At 43.7% G+C, this 15,661-nt stretch carries 17 protein-coding genes; 8 read left to right on the forward strand and 9 right to left on the reverse strand.

Going from position 1 to position 15,661, the window contains the following annotated elements; all coding sequences use genetic code 11:
• The coding region (locus tag AB6C75_RS02630; RefSeq protein WP_372106753.1) for an ABC transporter permease at positions 1 to 684 on the forward strand (684 nt) is incomplete at its 5' end.
• 354 nt (positions 685 to 1,038) lie between these two features.
• Here the strand turns inward: AB6C75_RS02630 and focA are convergent.
• Together focA and AB6C75_RS02640 are read right to left on the reverse strand one after the other, a co-directional pair.
• Entirely contained in the window at positions 1,039 to 1,881 is an 843-nt protein-coding gene (gene focA / locus AB6C75_RS02635) for a formate transporter FocA (RefSeq protein ID WP_372106755.1), read from the reverse strand.
• Between the two features lie 362 nt (positions 1,882 to 2,243).
• The gene (locus AB6C75_RS02640; RefSeq protein WP_372106757.1) at positions 2,244 to 3,548 is read right to left on the reverse strand and encodes an ATPase; all 1,305 of its coding nucleotides are present in this window, start codon (positions 3,546 to 3,548) and stop codon (positions 2,244 to 2,246) included.
• Positions 3,549 to 3,807: 259 nt separating this feature from the next.
• Between AB6C75_RS02640 and AB6C75_RS02645 the strand changes: the two genes are divergently transcribed.
• The 3 genes from AB6C75_RS02645 to AB6C75_RS02655 all read left to right on the forward strand — a co-directional run bounded on the left by AB6C75_RS02645 (position 3,808) and on the right by AB6C75_RS02655 (position 5,665).
• Positions 3,808 to 4,038, forward strand: a complete 231-nt coding sequence (locus tag AB6C75_RS02645; RefSeq protein ID WP_009848792.1) for a TIGR02647 family protein — start codon at positions 3,808 to 3,810, stop codon at positions 4,036 to 4,038.
• Between the two features lie 114 nt (positions 4,039 to 4,152).
• Entirely contained in the window at positions 4,153 to 5,007 is an 855-nt protein-coding gene (locus AB6C75_RS02650) for an NAD(P)H-binding protein (RefSeq protein ID WP_372106759.1), read from the forward strand.
• On the forward strand, positions 5,000 to 5,665 hold the full coding sequence (locus AB6C75_RS02655) for a YdcF family protein (RefSeq protein ID WP_372047766.1): 666 nt from the start codon (positions 5,000 to 5,002) through the stop codon (positions 5,663 to 5,665). Before AB6C75_RS02650 ends, AB6C75_RS02655 begins: the two co-directional genes overlap by 8 nt.
• A 143-nt stretch (positions 5,666 to 5,808) precedes the next feature.
• Here AB6C75_RS02655 and AB6C75_RS02660 read toward each other — a convergent pair whose 3' ends face one another.
• A complete protein-coding gene (locus AB6C75_RS02660) occupies positions 5,809 to 6,387 on the reverse strand; it encodes a thymidine kinase (protein ID WP_009848795.1) in 579 nt (192 codons plus the stop codon).
• 97 nt (positions 6,388 to 6,484) lie between these two features.
• Positions 6,485 to 7,870: a cysteine--tRNA ligase gene (gene cysS, locus AB6C75_RS02665; RefSeq protein WP_009848796.1), complete on the reverse strand. Its 1,386-nt coding sequence runs from the start codon at positions 7,868 to 7,870 to the stop codon at positions 6,485 to 6,487.
• A 353-nt stretch (positions 7,871 to 8,223) separates the two neighbouring features.
• Between cysS and AB6C75_RS02670 the strand changes: the two genes are divergently transcribed.
• The 4 genes from AB6C75_RS02670 (at position 8,224) to AB6C75_RS02685 (ending at position 11,508) form a co-directional block, all read left to right on the forward strand.
• Positions 8,224 to 8,718 carry a peptidylprolyl isomerase gene (locus AB6C75_RS02670; protein ID WP_372106762.1) on the forward strand — a complete coding sequence of 165 codons (495 nt, stop codon included), beginning with the start codon at positions 8,224 to 8,226 and terminating at the stop codon, positions 8,716 to 8,718.
• An 84-nt stretch (positions 8,719 to 8,802) separates the two neighbouring features.
• Positions 8,803 to 9,537 carry a UDP-2,3-diacylglucosamine diphosphatase gene (gene lpxH / locus AB6C75_RS02675; protein ID WP_017098163.1) on the forward strand — a complete coding sequence of 245 codons (735 nt, stop codon included), beginning with the start codon at positions 8,803 to 8,805 and terminating at the stop codon, positions 9,535 to 9,537.
• A 123-nt stretch (positions 9,538 to 9,660) separates the two neighbouring features.
• Complete coding sequence (locus tag AB6C75_RS02680) at positions 9,661 to 10,878, forward strand: EAL and HDOD domain-containing protein (protein WP_372106764.1); 1,218 nt, start codon at positions 9,661 to 9,663, stop codon at positions 10,876 to 10,878.
• 117 nt (positions 10,879 to 10,995) lie between these two features.
• Positions 10,996 to 11,508, forward strand: a complete 513-nt coding sequence (locus AB6C75_RS02685; protein WP_017101634.1) for a YchJ family protein — start codon at positions 10,996 to 10,998, stop codon at positions 11,506 to 11,508.
• Positions 11,509 to 11,749: 241 nt separating this feature from the next.
• On the opposite strand, the gene hisIE is transcribed toward AB6C75_RS02685, so the two are convergent.
• The 5 genes from hisIE to hisB are packed head-to-tail and all read right to left on the reverse strand — an operon-like array spanning position 11,750 to position 15,660.
• Entirely contained in the window at positions 11,750 to 12,400 is a 651-nt protein-coding gene (hisIE, locus tag AB6C75_RS02690) for a bifunctional phosphoribosyl-AMP cyclohydrolase/phosphoribosyl-ATP diphosphatase HisIE (RefSeq protein ID WP_017098160.1), read from the reverse strand.
• Positions 12,397 to 13,170: an imidazole glycerol phosphate synthase subunit HisF gene (hisF, locus tag AB6C75_RS02695; protein WP_004734577.1), complete on the reverse strand. Its 774-nt coding sequence runs from the start codon at positions 13,168 to 13,170 to the stop codon at positions 12,397 to 12,399. Before hisF ends, hisIE begins: the two co-directional genes overlap by 4 nt.
• Positions 13,152 to 13,889 carry a 1-(5-phosphoribosyl)-5-[(5-phosphoribosylamino)methylideneamino]imidazole-4-carboxamide isomerase gene (gene hisA, locus AB6C75_RS02700; RefSeq protein ID WP_012604374.1) on the reverse strand — a complete coding sequence of 246 codons (738 nt, stop codon included), beginning with the start codon at positions 13,887 to 13,889 and terminating at the stop codon, positions 13,152 to 13,154. The genes hisF and hisA overlap by 19 nt, the downstream gene beginning before the upstream one ends.
• 43 nt (positions 13,890 to 13,932) lie before the next feature.
• Positions 13,933 to 14,547: an imidazole glycerol phosphate synthase subunit HisH gene (hisH, locus tag AB6C75_RS02705; protein WP_371727308.1), complete on the reverse strand. Its 615-nt coding sequence runs from the start codon at positions 14,545 to 14,547 to the stop codon at positions 13,933 to 13,935.
• Positions 14,548 to 14,571: 24 nt separating this feature from the next.
• Positions 14,572 to 15,660: a bifunctional histidinol-phosphatase/imidazoleglycerol-phosphate dehydratase HisB gene (hisB, locus tag AB6C75_RS02710; RefSeq protein WP_017098159.1), complete on the reverse strand. Its 1,089-nt coding sequence runs from the start codon at positions 15,658 to 15,660 to the stop codon at positions 14,572 to 14,574.
• Position 15,661 lies beyond the last annotated feature (1 nt).

Raw genomic sequence — 15,661 nt, forward strand, 5'->3', positions numbered from 1 at the left:
GGCTACCGATGTATTGTTGAACGCGAAATGTACAGCAAAGATCAACACGCCCTAGAATATTTATTTACTTTGAATAGTTTGTGGGTCAATTTGTTGTGGTTATTTGCCATGATAATTGTCGGTGCGAGCTCGATTGTTGAGAAGTCTAGGCTACCGAGACAGCTATTATTAGCGCCTGTTGCCGTAAGCCTTGCCGTAACCTGTGTACCCATCGTCTTGTTTATCTGCTTTTTCATCATTAAACCGACACCGCTTTTTAACGCGCAGTACCTTATCCCGATCGCAGGAATGTTATTGGGTAATAGCTTAAGCAGTAATATAGTGGCATTGCAGAGCCTGTTTGGTGCTTTTGAAACACAGAAATCAGAATATGAAGCAGCAATCGCGTTAGGCGCGTCTCCCTCCTACGCTGCAGCACCGTTTGTACGCAATGCAATACAGAAAGCGATGTCCCCTATCATGGCCTCTATGGCAACCACAGGCTTAGTAACGCTGCCAGGAATGATGACAGGACAAATTCTTGGGGGGGCGTCACCGATGATAGCGATTAAGTATCAACTGATGATCATGCTGGCGATTTTCGTGATGATGAGTTGCTCTTTGGCGCTTGCGCTTCACCTCTCATTGAAGACTTCCCTGACCAAAGAAGGTCGAGTCCTCGCTCAAATACAACCTTCAAAATAACCTCCCCACTCCCTTTAGATCTGGTTACTCACTGAATTTGAGACAGGTTATCCACAGAAATTGTGGATAACCAAATCAAGATAGATCCTTTTTTGTCCACTTTCACCCGCGAAAAGATCATTACCGTTGATCCTTCGGTGTTTTCAAAGACATATACACATATGGTGAGCAGCGCTGTTGAGTGTTCAGATGATCATTAGAGGGGTGAAGAAGTAGGTTTTCCACAAATAAAAAACGGCCTGCAATGCAGACCGTCTTGTAAATGTCATAAGTCAGTTCAGTGTTTCCACTGAGCTTTAGCGCATCTCGTCAACTGAGTTAAGTTCGCCACTTTTGTTGATAGAGCCACCTTTATTAGTCACGCAGGTAGATCAACCAATACCACATGCCGACAAAGATACCACCGCCAATGATGTTACCGATAGTAACGGGCAGCAAGTTGTTCATCAAAAAGTCCACCATGTTCAGATCAACATAGTCCGCTGGGTTAGCGCCTGTCATTGTCCAGAATTCAGCAGGAGCAAATGTTTTAATGCCGATAGCTAAAGGGACTTGGAACATATTCGCAATACAGTGCTCGAAACCAGCTGATACGAACATCGCAACAGGTAAAATCATTACCGCGATTTTGTCGGTAAGTGTACGTCCACTAAACGTCATCCATACCGCGATACAAACCAACACATTACACATGATGCCAAGCGCGATAGCTTGGATAAAATCATGGTGCATTTTGTGTTGGGAAATCGCCATGGCATTCAAACCCACTTGCCCATGATCGAACATGTACTGTTTAGTCAGAAGCATACAGGCCACCAGCAGCAATGCACCAATTAGGTTACCTACATAAACCGTGGTCCAGTTCTTAACTAATGTACGCCAGGTAATCTTGCCACTTGCGCGAGCAACAAGCGTCAACACCGAGCTGGTAAACAGTTCACCACCAGTAACAACAACAAGGATTAATCCTAAGCTAAAAGCTAGACCACCCAATAAGCGAGTAATACCCCACGGTAAATCACCAGCGCCGGTAGTCACGATTGTGTAGAACACAAACGCGATACCAATATGTATGCCAGCAGAAATCGCTAGGAGAAAAGATTTGATTGGATCTTTGGTTGCTTTACCTACGCCAATATCTGCAGCGCGCTCAGCCATTTGTGGCGGTAATAATGAGTCGAATTGGTTTAGATTCATGATGATTTACATTTTGAAACATGTCGTCGGGAGCGCGATAATCCTCTCTTTCATTTCTGAATTCAAGAGCTATTTTAAGCTCGAAATGCCTCTCACAACCCTGTTGAAAGAAATTAGTCCAAGTTATTCCAAATTCATACGACTTTAGTAGTAAAAATAAAACTCTGCTGAATGATTAGTTATCAGCATAGAAAACAACACATCTATAAATATCAACAAGTTACGTTAAAACTAAACGAATAACGTACACTATAATGACTCAATGGACACTTTTGTTTCCAGATTTTGACATAGATCAACAGAACGTAAAAAAGCGCCCTTAGGCGCTTTTAACTCAATCACAAATAAAGAAATTAGTGATGCTAAACCGAAGGTTCAATCACTTCTTCTAATGATTGTTCGAGAGATGCATCCTCTAGGCTAGATTCAATACTAGGAAGAATCACATCAGAGTCACTTTCGGTGGCAACTTTACCACCTAAGCTTTTCAAACTATCCACTAACTCTTCTAGGCTCTTTATGTGAGCATCACTCTTGGTAACCTGATCATCTAACAATTGATTGTGCTTGGTCGCTTCAACCAATTTCTGTGTTTGTTTCTGATTCTCACTTTCTAACTTAGCGAGTCGTTCAGTCAAAGTTTTAATCTCTGACTTTAATGACGCCGTCATGTCTGAGCCTTTCAGCGCTTTAACACTCGCTACAATTTTTTGAGACTGAAGGCGTAATACAACATCACGGTGATCTTCATCATTAACCACTCGTGAAATGCTCAATAACTGATTCTCGGCATTTAAAACCGATTGTTCAAATTTGTCACCTTTAATACTTGCGAGCACTTTAACTTCATGAGCAACACTGCGCACGTGGTTTAATTCGAACTCTGCAGCGTGAACTGCGTCTTCAATGATCGACTTTTCACGGGGACTGGCTTTCACTTGGCTTTCTGCCAAAGCAATTTGAGATGCCGCTTTAGCAAACGTCAGTGGAACAACGTCATCGAAATCTTCATCTTCTAAGAACTCCAACTCATCCTTCAAAGGTTCGATGTACTTCTTGTGCGCCACTTTAACTTCTAACAAACTCGCGTTATTAAGAAACTCTACCTGTGCTTCCTGAGCATCTTCAAGTTCGTCGACCAGCACATACTCAAACAGCTCGCTGTATTCTGAATACAAGCGCTTGTAGCTCGATGCAAACATAGTATCGGCACCAAGAAACTTTAAGTAATCCATTTGCACTATCGAGTCGGCTAATACTCTGTCAGCCTTTTCCTTTAGCACTAAGATCGAGTCATAATTTGATCGAATCAACGCGATTTTTTCATCAAAGGCTTCGGCGTAAGTTAATGTCGAAAAAATCGAGTAACTCTTGGTTAACCGTGTTTGATCTTTCAGTAAGTCCGCATAAATGCTTTCAGCATCATTCCAAGCGTCTAATAGTTCATTGTAATTCTCTGGAGCATAGAGAGACAATTGAGCGTGTTCTTCAAGCTTAGCCTCCCACTCGGAGTAAACACTTTGGACAGACTGAAATGAACGGACCTCTACTGTTGATTCATTGTCATTTGTGGTTTGGTTCGCGCCTGTCTGCTCTGAGGGTGTACTTTGACAACCTGAGATAGCAAATAGCATACTGATCGTTAATGCTACTTTGTTCACTCTCACTGATGCGTTTCCTTTTTATACAATATTAGCTGGATGCAATATATTTCTAGTGACACAATATATTACAACCACTTCCCAATAAACATCGTTCAGAATTTAAGTGGCTGCAAATCACGCAATCTAACTAAAATAAACCCACCATACGACGATTAATCATTCAATTTGGTATCACTTATCAATTCTATTTATTTGCTATTGCTTGAGCCGTGAATGCGCACTAAGGTGAAGGTAGAGAACGTTATGAATATATAGGTTAATTATGAAGTACAACGCTGAACATATTGCTGATTTAAACCTCCTTCTTCAATTTGATGTAAGTAGCGCCGCTACTGGAATTAAAGTTCATCAAGAGGCTGCTCAAGAAACTCAAGACGCTGTTAAGCGCCTATTCGAAAAGAATCTTTGCACTCAGCCAGACGGTGGTTACCTAACAGATGAAGGTATCCAGATGGCAGAGCGCGCAGACAAGTTACTTCGCGTACTGAACTAAAACTCCACGGTTCTAGTAAAAACTCCACTCGCTTCGGCCGTGGAGTTTTTTCATTTTTGGCCAAAGGTTTGTTAGGCTTATTGTAAATTCGTCATTTGCAGTTGTGAGGAATACATGGCTTCTATATTTATTGTTGGTGCAGGATGGGTCGGTGCACCTTTATCTGAGCATTTAGAAAAACATGGTAACCAAGTTGTGGTCACGAAAACGACCCAAGCAGGTGCAGACGCTGTTGGGAACAAACGAGTTCCATGTGAAGTGTTTAGTTTTGACTCATCAAAGCCAGATGAGACTATCGGCGAACTCTATTCGTTGTTACTCGAAAACAACACTGAGATAGTGATTGGTAGCTTCCCTCCAGGCTTTAGAAAGGGAGCAGGACAAGAGTACGCCGACTACTGGCAGCAACTCACCAATGCGTGTCAAAAGGCCAACGTTAAGAAGCTCATAATGGTCAGTTCAACAACCGTATACCCATCTAAACCTGGCGTATTGAACGAACTGGATGCTTCACTCCCCCTTTCAACCTCAGGCAACGAGCTCGCGTCTTCATTCACCGATAGCGCGAGAGTGATGCTGCGAGCGGAACAATCAGTGATTGATTCAGGCATCGACTACACCATTCTTCGCTTCAGTGGATTAATTGGCCCGAACCGTCACCCATCGAGGTTTGCAAGTAAATTGAAGCAGGTTAGTACTCAAGCTCCTGCCAACATGCTTCACCTTAACGACGCGATTGGCGCAGTCGATTTCGCTATCAGTCAACTGCACAACGAAGTGGTCAACGTCACCACACCGAATACGGTGAGCAAAGCAGAGTTCTATGCCGCAGCACTAAAAAGTGCCAATAGCAGCGAACCACTTCCCCCTCTTGTCGATACGCCAGACAAACTGATCTCTTCGAAAAAGATTCTCGACTTAGGTTACTCGTTTAAATTCGAATCCACACTGGACGCACTTCATGACTGAGCAATCTACAGCTAAGAGAAATCCCAATATAAAACTGCATCGCTCAGTCGACACCCTTTGGAACTTTATGTCTATGGGTCACAAGGTTACGCCTTCAGACTGTATTTTTGTATTGTGTAGCAACGATACTCGCGTCGCTGAATATGCAGCCGAGCTTTATCACCAAAAGATAGCGCCTTACATCGTTTTTTCTGGTGGTGTGGGACGTTTTACAGAAGGAAGCTTTGAGCGTTCAGAAGCAGAAACGTTCGCTTCTATCGCACGAGACTGTGGTGTGCCTGACTTAGACATTATCATTGAGAAGCACGCGACAAACACTGGGGAAAATGTACGGTTTACCTACGAGCTACTGGATCAGCGAGGATTATCACCTAAACGGCTGACCCTAGTTCAGAAGCCCTTTATGGAGAAACGCACTTACGCAACGTTCTGTAAGCAATGGCCTGACGAAACTTCCGAGATAACAGTGACATCACGATGGCAGAATTGGGATGATTACTTTAACGAAGAGTTGCCGTTAGACATGGTGTTAGGTGCATTGATTGCTGATTATGAGCGAATCAAATCCTACCCCGCTCAGGGCTTTCAAATTGAGATGCCCATCCCTGACGACGTTGACCATGCCTATCAAGAATTAAAGAGGCTCGGTTTCGAATAAAGCAAAAGATCGACTAAGAATAAAATAGAAGCTCGGCTTGGAATAAAACAAAAGCTCGGCTCAATAAACAAAAACGGTGACACTAGGTCACCGTTTTCTAATTTGAACGCTATTGGTTTTAGCAATGCCGACTTGTAGGCTGCTTATTTACCTAACGCTTCTTTATAATGTAAACGGCAAGCCGAAACATATTGGTCATTGCCACCAATAGCGACTTGGTCACCTTCAGCAATTGCCACACCGTGCTCATCTGTACGAATTACCATATTGGCCTTACGGCCACAGTGGCAAATTGTTTTAAGTTCTACTAATTTGTCAGCCCAAGACAACAAGTAGCGGCTACCTTCAAATAATTCACCCAAGAAGTCAGTGCGCAAACCGTAACAAAGTACAGGGATGTGCAGCTTATCAACCACTTCTGTTAGTTGGTAAACCTGCTCTTTCGATAAGAACTGACACTCATCGATCAATACACAATGACGCTTTTCTTCTTCGTTGAGTTTTTGAATTGCCTCAAACATATTGGTGTCGTTTTTAAACAATTGAGCTTCAGATTGAAGACCAATTCGTGAACTCACTTTACCGATACCATAGCGATCATCTAATGCAGCCGTAAAGATCACTGGTGTCATACCACGTTCTTGGTAGTTGAATGAAGATTGAAGAAGCGTTGTTGATTTACCCGCGTTCATTGCCGAGTAATAAAAATACATCTGAGCCACAGAAATATTCCTGTTAATTAAAAGTTGAAGATAAAAAGGTGAAATTAGAGAATTTTTGCTAGAAAAAAGGGCTGAAAATCAGCCCTTTTTATAAGATTTACTTACGACGCCAAGTCGTACCTTCTGGACCATCTTCCAGAACAATACCTAGCTCGTTCAGCTTATCACGTGCAAGATCGGCATTTGCCCAATCCTTCGAAGCGCGAGAGTCATTACGTAGCTTAATTAGGCCTTCGATTTCAGCGACTTCGTCATCGTTACCTGCTGCATCGCCTTGCAAGAAAGCTTCTGGATCTTGGTGAAGAATACCGATGATGTCTGCCAGTTCACGCATCAACGCACCTAGTGCACTTGCTTTTTCTATGCTTTCAGTCTTGATACGGTTGATTTCACGAGCCATTTCAAACAGCACTGAATAAGCTTCAGGTGTGTTGAAATCATCGTTCATCGCTGTAGAGAAACGAGTCACATACTCTTCACCACCAGCAGGGGCTGCGGTAACGTCTAGACCACGAAGTGATGTATAGAGACGTTCAAGTGATGCACGAGCCTGATTTAGGTTATCTTCGCTGTAGTTTAGTTGACTACGGTAGTGACCAGACATTAGGAAGTAACGAACTGTCTCTGCATCGTAATGCTGAAGTACGTCACGGATAGTGAAGAAGTTACCCAGTGACTTAGACATTTTTTCTCTGTCTACCATCACCATGCCACTGTGCATCCAAGTATTCACATACTGGGTGCCATGTGCACAGCAAGATTGTGCGATTTCGTTCTCGTGGTGCGGGAACTGTAGATCCGAACCACCACCATGAATATCGAAGTGATTGCCAAGAATAGACGAGTTCATTGCTGAACATTCGATGTGCCAACCTGGACGACCTGGCCCCCATGGCGATTCCCACGTCGGCTCACCAGGCTTAGACATCTTCCAAAGAACAAAGTCTAACGGGCTACGTTTTGCAGAATCGATGTCAACACGGGCGCCAGCTTGAAGCTGCTCAAGATCTTGCTTAGAAAGCTTACCGTATTCGTCAAACTTCTTAACTTCGAACATCACGTCACCGTTGCTTGCAACGTAAGCAAAGCCACGTTGAATTAGCTTTTCTACTAACTCAATGATCTCTGTGATGAATTCAGTCGCACGAGGCTCGACATCTGGGCGTTTCATGTTCAATGCATCGAAGTCCGCGTGCATTTCACCGATCAGACGCTCAGTCAGAGAGTCACAAGACTCGCCGTTTTCATTAGCGCGCTTGATGATTTTGTCATCGATATCAGTGATATTACGAACGAAATTCAAATCGTAACCAAGGTAACGCAGGTAACGAGTTACCACGTCAAATGAAACGAACGTACGGCCATGACCAATATGACAGAGATCGTATATGGTTACCCCACAGACATACATACCGACTTTGCCAGCTGTAATTGGTTTGAATTCCTCTTTCTGTCTTGTGAGCGTGTTATATATCTTCAGCATGATCTCTATCTATTTTATGGATTAATCAAAAATAAGATCGCAGTATAACAAGTCATACCTTAATAGGTAATCCCCCAAAGCAGGAATTATACCAATCACAGTAAGTAGATGGTCATAAATAGCGCAGAAAAAATGCTTGAGAACAAGGAAGAAATTTTCGATAAGTAGTTATTCTACATTCAAAATTTCTAACGACGTTATCAAGTGTTTTAACAAGCTAGGATGGCCAGTTATTTACTACGATTGGTATTACCTCAAACATCCGAGTTAAGTTAATGATTTGGTGATTTGAAAGTCCGCCAACATACGCTAGAATTCGAACTTCATATTAAAAAGACAGTAAGGTAACAATCATGATCATCCTTCACACAAATTTTGGTGACATCAAAATTCAACTTAACGAAGAAAAAGCACCAGAAACAAGCGCAAACTTCCTACAGTATTGCCGTGACGGTTTTTACGACAACACGCTATTCCACCGTGTTATCGATGGTTTCATGGTTCAAGGCGGCGGCATGACTTCTGGCCTTAAAGAAAAAACAACTCGCGCGACTATCAAGAACGAAGCAAACAACGGCCTAGCGAACAAAGTGGGTACGCTAGCAATGGCTCGTACTATGGAACCGCATTCAGCGAGCTCTCAGTTCTTCATCAACGTTAACGACAACTCTTTCCTAAACTTCCGTAGCGAAAGCCTAGACGGTTGGGGCTACTGTGTATTCGCAGAAGTTGTTGAAGGCATGGACATCGTAAACAAGATCAAAGGTGTTAGCACTGGTTCTATGGGTATGCACCAAGACGTACCTCTAGAAGAAGTGATCATCACTGGTACGACAATCGAAGCTTAATCACTTGCTTTCGGTTAGTATTAATAATTGATGAGCCGATAAAATCAGGATATAGGGAGCGAATCGCTCCCTTTTTTTAGACCTATGAAAACATATTTTATATCAGATCTACACCTTGCTCCGTCGCGACAAGACATCACAGACTGCTTCTTAACCTTCATGAAGAACGAGGCCGTAGAAGCGGATGCACTCTACGTGTTGGGTGATCTTTTCGAATTCTGGATTGGTGACGACGATACAAGCGAGTTCGCGAATTCAATTCGCCAAACGTTTATAGACTTAGTTAACACTGGCGTACCTTGTTATTTCACACAAGGCAATCGCGACTTTTTAGTTGGCAAAAAATTTGCGAAACAAACAGGCGTACAACTTCTAGATGAAGTTTCTACTATCGATATCTACGGACAAAAAGCAGTGGTATTGCATGGTGATACTCTGTGTACCGAAGATATAAAGTACCTCGCCTTTCGTGAAAAAGTTCATCAGCCCTGGTTACAATGGGTCTTTAATAGAATTCCATTTTTTATCAAAAAGAAAATTGTCTCCAAGGTTCAGTCTGATATCAAAGATGATAAGCAGACAAAGTCACTCGACATCATGGATGTAACACAGCAAGAAGTCGAAAATGTGATGAAACAACACAACGTCGATTTGATGATCCACGGTCATACTCACCGTCCAGACATACACTCCTTCAGTGCTAACAATTGCACTAAAACCCGTATCGTATTGGGTGATTGGTATACCCAAGGATCAGTTCTGGTGTTCACTCCGCAAAGTTTTGAACTACAGAATCGCGAGTTTAGCAATCGCTTTTAGCATCACGCTTAAACTTTCACTTTTATTATTATCATCGGTCAGATTTTCTTCACTTGTATATGGTAATTTCTCCTGAATTAGCTATTATTTGTCTATCAAAAATAAACCGAACACAGTACCAAGTTGAAATATTCATACGTAGCGCGTCAACCAATACTCGATGCAGACAAGAAGACCATAGGTTACGAGTTGCTATTTAGGGATGGTCCTAAGAACACTTTCCCTGAAGTAGAGCCGGAGCTCGCTACTAGCCGTTTGCTTTCCGACCACTTCTTATCTACCCACTATAATACATTGGGCGATAAGCTTGGATTCGTTAATTTTCCATATGCAAGCTTGGTTAACCTAGTCCCGACTCTATTTCCGAAAGAGAGCTTAGTTGTCGAGGTACTGGAAGACTGTGAGCCAACAGACGAACTGCTAGAAGCCATCATCACAATTTATGATGCGGGTTACACGATCGCGTTAGATGATTTTGTGCCTAGCAAAGCATGGAAACGCTTCTTACCTTACGTATCAATTATCAAATTCGACATACGTTTGATCTCAATCGCTAAAGCTGCGATGTTCATGAACACTCTGAAAGACTTGAATATCGAGTTTCTAGCGGAGAAAGTAGAAACTCACGAAGAATACCAAGAAGCAATCCAAGCCGGGTTTAACTACTTTCAAGGCTACTTTTTCAGTAAGCCGGAGGTGATCCAAACTCGCGCATTAAACCCTGCTTTTTTAACCATTGTTCAACTGTTGAAAGAGATTGCCAACGATCCTATCAACTTTGCCGAAGTAGAGCGTTTGATTACCCTTGATATGACTATGTCGTATAAGCTGCTCTCTTACGTAAACTCCGCTGGTGGCTCATCAACACCGATTCGTTCATTCCACCAAGCGCTTGTTTATCTTGGTGAACAAAAACTACGTAAGCTAGTGTCACTGGTTGCTATCGCATCCGCGAAAGAAGATAAACCAGACTCACTTTATGGTTTAGCCGTGATACGCGCGCGCCAATGTGAACTGTTGGTCGAGAAAATGAACGTTAAGGTTGAGCCCGGGCAAGCCTTTTTAACTGGCATGTTCTCGCTGCTCGACTCCCTATTCGATCTGCCGTTAGTAAAAGTACTGGACTCGGTGCCGATCGATGATGAGATTAAACAAGCCTTGATTCAACGTAAAGGCGTATTAGGTGCCATTTTGGCGATGGTCATAGCTTATGAACAAGCTCGCTGGGATGAAGCAACGCGCATTCGTAAACTGCTCAAACTCAACGAAGCAGAGCTAGGTCAAGCTTATGACGAAGCAACTTCTTGGGCCCAAGACCTGCTGTCTCCTACTTTGAAATAGTTCACGTCACACAGCAACTTCAATCGAAACTCAGCTTTGGTGAGCAGTCGTTTCTTGATAAACTCCAACACATTCATTTATGGCCTCTTACAGAGGCCATTTTTACAGGATTTGACCATGTCTTTATGCCCATGCGGTAGCAAAAATACTTACCAACAGTGCTGTAAATCAGCACACCTTAACCACAGTGCCGTTGAAACACCCGAGCAATTGATGCGCTCACGTTATTCTGCACATGTACTTGGTTTGGTGGATTATGTTGTTGCGACTTACCACCCTAGCTGCAACGCAGAAGCGCAAAGAGAAGGTATTGCCGAATCTATCAACAGTGATTGGGCAGGACTAGAAGTCATCGATACTGCGGTAGGCTCGCACCAAGACGAAGGCTTTGTTGAGTTTAAAGCTTACTTCAATGAAGAAGGCGCACAATACTGCATGCAAGAACGCTCTCGCTTTATACGTGAAGACGGTCTTTGGTACTACATTGATGGTACCTTCCCAGAGCAGGAACAAACTACACAACCAGAAATTGACCCACGCTTAAATCAAACCGTTGAGAGCTTTAAAATCGGCCGTAATGATCCGTGTATTTGTGGCAGTGGTAAGAAATACAAGAAGTGCTGCGGGTAACTCGTTCGACTAAGAAGTCAGATTAAGAGAAGAGATTCCTGATGTCGCTTAGGCTCCTCGGAATGACGCAAAGTCAGAGGTTAGAAAAGTGACGTAGGGCTTAGAAATCTTGAAATCTTGAAATCTTGAAATCTTGAAATCTTGAAATCTTGAAAATTAAAAAACTAAAAAGCCCCGTAAACATGTTTGTTTGCGGGGCTTTTGCCTGTCTTTTACGCGGTTCTATTAATCTAAAGAGAGCTTACTTATGACGCTCTTTCAGCTTGTTTACCACATCATCCATCGATAAGCCTTGATCTTGAAGAAGAACCATTAGGTGGTAAATCAAATCTGCTGATTCACACACTAACTCCGCCTTATCGCCCGACGTCGCCGCAAGCGCGACTTCAACGCCTTCTTCGCCCACTTTTTGCGAAATACGCTTGGTGCCACGGGCATATAGACTGGCAGTATAAGAAGATTCAGGATCGGCGTCCTTGCGGGCAGCCAATAGCTGCTCAAGCTGATGAAGCCACACCATCTGAGACTCTTCTTGCTTGTCTCCATCCCAACACGTTGTTGTACCTGTGTGGCACGTTGGACCAATGGGATTAACTTTAACCAGTAAGGTGTCGCTGTCACAGTCCAAGGCGACGTTGTGCAGTTGCAATACGTTGCCTGACGTTTCACCTTTCGTCCAAAGGCGCTCTTTGGTGCGAGAGAAAAACGTCACTTGGCCAGTTTCACCGGTTTTCTCAAGTGCTGCTGGGTTCATGTATCCCATCATTAGTACTTGGCTAGACTGGTAATCTTGAACAATCGCTGGCACTAAGCCATCGACTTTTTCCCAATCAATACGCTCTGACAATGCGCCTACTTCTGTTTTTGATAAGCTTACGGGTTCAAAACTCATAGTCGCACCTCTACATCTTGTTGTTTTAAATACTGTTTAAGTTCACCAATATTGATGACTTGTTTGTGGAATACCGAAGCCGCAAGTGCTCCATCCACGTTGGTCTTTTTATAAGCTTCAGCAAAGTGTTCCATTGCACCTGCGCCACCTGATGCAATCAGGGGTACATTACACACCGAACGTACCATATTTAACTGGTCGATATCATAGCCGTTGCGAACGCCATCTTGGTTCATCATGTTTAACACGATCTCACCGGCGCCACGCTTCTGTACTTCCTGCACCCAATCTTTGGTTTCCCACTTGGTTGCTTTGGTACGCGCTTCATCGCCTGTGAATTGGTAAACCTGATATTTACCCGTCTCTTTATCGAAGTATGAATCGATACCGACAACGATACACTGTACGCCGAACTTATCAGCTAGGTCAGTGATTAGCTGTGGGTTAGCCAATGCAGGCGAGTTGATGGATACTTTATCTGCACCAAACTCAAGAATGCGTGCTGCATCTTCCGCAGACTTAATACCACCAGCCACACAGAAAGGAATATCAATCACTTCTGCTACACGTTTCACCCAGCTTTTATCGACCACACGGCCATCACTTGATGCGGTGATGTCATAAAATACTAATTCATCAGCGCCCTCTTCTGCGTAGCGTTGTGCTAGCGGAACGATGTCACCAATAATTTCGTGATTACGGAATTGAACGCCCTTAACCACTTGTCCATCACGGACATCCAAACAAGGGATTATTCGCTTTGCCAACATGCAAATGCCTCCTCTGCGGTGAACTTGCCATCAAGCAGTGCACGACCAACAATCACACCCGCAACGCCGCTGCCTTTAAGTGCTTCGATATCAGCTAGGCTGCCAATGCCACCCGATGATTGGAATTGCACTTGTGGGTACTGTTTACAGAGATCAACATAGAGCTCTACGTTTGACCCTTCTAGCGTGCCATCACGTGAAATATCAGTACACAGAACGTGTTTAAGGCCAACCGTGAGGTAATCTTCAATTAGCGCTTCAATGGTCACGCCTGAATCTTCTTGCCAACCTGAAATCGCGACTTTACGTGTGCCGCTTTCGTCAATATTGATGTCCAGAGCCAGCACGATTTTTTCCGCACCGTACTTCTCCATCCAACCTTTAACCAACTCAGGTTGCTTAACTGCCGTAGAACCAACCACAACGCGCTGTGCGCCAGCTTCTAGTAGATCAACGACATCTTGTTCGTTACGCACGCCACCACCAATCTGGATGTTTGCAGGCGTGCTAGCCAGTAGCTTAGCAATCAAGTCTAACTGACGAGCCGTTGTGTCTTTTGCACCCGTTAAGTCAACAAGGTGAAGCCAACCTGCGCCAGCTTGGTGGTACAAGTTAAACTGCTCTGCTGGGTCTACTTTGTATTCTGTTACTTGCCCGTAGTCTCCTTGGAATAAGCGAACTACTTGGCCTTCAATTAAATCTAACGCGGGAATAATCATTTACATTCCTTATATAGCAACATTAGCCGCTGCCTAATCCTTATTACAATTCCAAGAAGTTCTGAATCAGCTTAGAACCAGCTTTCGAAGATCGCTCTGGGTGGAACTGAACACCATAATAATTGCCACTTTGAAGCGCTGCTGTGAATGGCTTACCGTAATCACATTGTGCGATGGTGTAGTCACCCACGGGCATTGCGAAGCTGTGAACAAAGTAGAAGTATTCGCCTTCTTCAATGTCTTTAAATAGAGGGTGGTTAGGTGTTGCCGTGACGGTGTTCCAACCCATGTGTGGTAACGGCAAGTCGCCCGTTTCAAGTAAACGAACTTCACCATCACACAAACCTAGGCATTCAACTAACTCGTCAGCCTTTTGGCCTTTCTCTTGAGACAGTTTGCCTAATAGCTGCATACCTAAACAGATACCTAGCAGAGGCTTCTCTACTTGCTTCACAAGGGCAACAAGGTCACGTTCTTGCAGGTTCTTCATTGCCTCACTTGCTGTACCTACACCGGGTAGGAATAGCTTATCGGCAGCAAGAACAACTTCTGGTTCTTTTGAAATTTCAACTGCGTAGCCTAGACGTTCAATCGCAAACTTCACCGAGGAAACATTGGCACAACCAGTATCAATAATAACGACTTTTTGATCTTTCATTGTTTTTCCTTGCTAACGTTAGCCTTACAGAACGCCTTTGCTGCTTGGTAACTCGTTACCTTCAACTTTGATTGCTTGGCGAAGAGTACGGCCAAACGCTTTGAATAGGCTCTCAATGATGTGGTGATCATTATTACCGTCAGAAGAAAGGTGTAGCGTACAAGCCAATGTATCGGTTAGAGAACGGAAGAAGTGAACCACCATCTCTGTTGAAAGGTCACCCACTTGCTCGCGGCTGAATTTAGCATCGAACTTCAGGTATGGACGGCCAGAAAGGTCTAGCGCACACTGAGCCAAACACTCATCCATTGGTAGGCTGAAACCAAAGCGGCCAATACCCCGTTTATCGCCTAATGCATCTTTCAATGCTTGGCCTAAAGCAAGTGCGGTATCTTCTACTGTGTGGTGATCATCAATGTGCAGGTCGCCCTTCACAGTCAGGTTCATTTGGAAACCGCCGTGTGTCGCGATTTGATCAAGCATGTGATCGAAGAAACCCATGCCAGTATCAATCTTGTTGTCACCGGTTTCATCAAGGTTTACGGCTACCTTAATGTCGGTTTCTTTAGTGGTACGAACCACTTCAGCAACACGAGCATTAACCGTCAGATCTTTAACGATCTGTGGCCAGTTAAGCGTGCCTTCAGTTTGCGCATCTGGTCCGTATTGGATACCACGAATTGCCATGTTCTCAGCAAGTTGAAGATCCGTCATTCGATCGCCAATCACGACTGACTTTTGGAAGTCAACTTTACCGCCTTGTAGGTATTCTTTAACCATACCCAGCTTAGGCTTGCGGCAAGAGCAGTTGTCTTCATCAAAGTGAGGGCAGATTAGAACATCATCAAACTTAACGCCCTGAGACTCAAAGAACTCCATCATCATATTATGTGGAGCATCGAACTCTTCTTGCGGGTAGCTATCTGTGCCTAGACCATCTTGGTTAGTCACCATCACTAAGCGATAACCTGCATCTTGCAGTGCAAGTAGGCTAGGGATCACTAACGGTTCGAATTTTAGTTTGTCTAAACGGTCTACTTGAAAGTCAACTGGCGGCTCAACAATTAAGGTGCCGTCACGGTCTATAAAAAGTATTTTCTGTTGTTTACTCACT

The organism is Vibrio sp. 10N.237.312.B06 (assembly GCF_041464685.1).
GTDB classification, from domain to species: domain Bacteria; phylum Pseudomonadota; class Gammaproteobacteria; order Enterobacterales; family Vibrionaceae; genus Vibrio; species Vibrio tasmaniensis_A.

Excerpts from the sequence above, each read along its gene's own strand:
- AB6C75_RS02670 (WP_372106762.1), top strand. The coding sequence starts at position 8,224 with ATGATCATCCTTCACACAAATTTTGGTGACATCAAAATTCAACTTAAC.
- AB6C75_RS02650 (WP_372106759.1), top strand. The coding sequence starts at position 4,153 with ATGGCTTCTATATTTATTGTTGGTGCAGGATGGGTCGGTGCACCTTTA.
- AB6C75_RS02655 (WP_372047766.1), top strand. The coding sequence starts at position 5,000 with ATGACTGAGCAATCTACAGCTAAGAGAAATCCCAATATAAAACTGCAT.
- cysS (WP_009848796.1), bottom strand. The coding sequence starts at position 7,870 with ATGCTGAAGATATATAACACGCTCACAAGACAGAAAGAGGAATTCAAA.
- hisIE (WP_017098160.1), bottom strand. The coding sequence starts at position 12,400 with ATGAGTTTTGAACCCGTAAGCTTATCAAAAACAGAAGTAGGCGCATTG.
- focA (WP_372106755.1), bottom strand. The coding sequence starts at position 1,881 with ATGAATCTAAACCAATTCGACTCATTATTACCGCCACAAATGGCTGAG.
- AB6C75_RS02685 (WP_017101634.1), top strand. The coding sequence starts at position 10,996 with ATGTCTTTATGCCCATGCGGTAGCAAAAATACTTACCAACAGTGCTGT.
- AB6C75_RS02645 (WP_009848792.1), top strand. The coding sequence starts at position 3,808 with ATGAAGTACAACGCTGAACATATTGCTGATTTAAACCTCCTTCTTCAA.
- hisH (WP_371727308.1), bottom strand. The coding sequence starts at position 14,547 with ATGAAAGATCAAAAAGTCGTTATTATTGATACTGGTTGTGCCAATGTT.
- lpxH (WP_017098163.1), top strand. The coding sequence starts at position 8,803 with ATGAAAACATATTTTATATCAGATCTACACCTTGCTCCGTCGCGACAA.
- hisA (WP_012604374.1), bottom strand. The coding sequence starts at position 13,889 with ATGATTATTCCCGCGTTAGATTTAATTGAAGGCCAAGTAGTTCGCTTA.
- hisF (WP_004734577.1), bottom strand. The coding sequence starts at position 13,170 with ATGTTGGCAAAGCGAATAATCCCTTGTTTGGATGTCCGTGATGGACAA.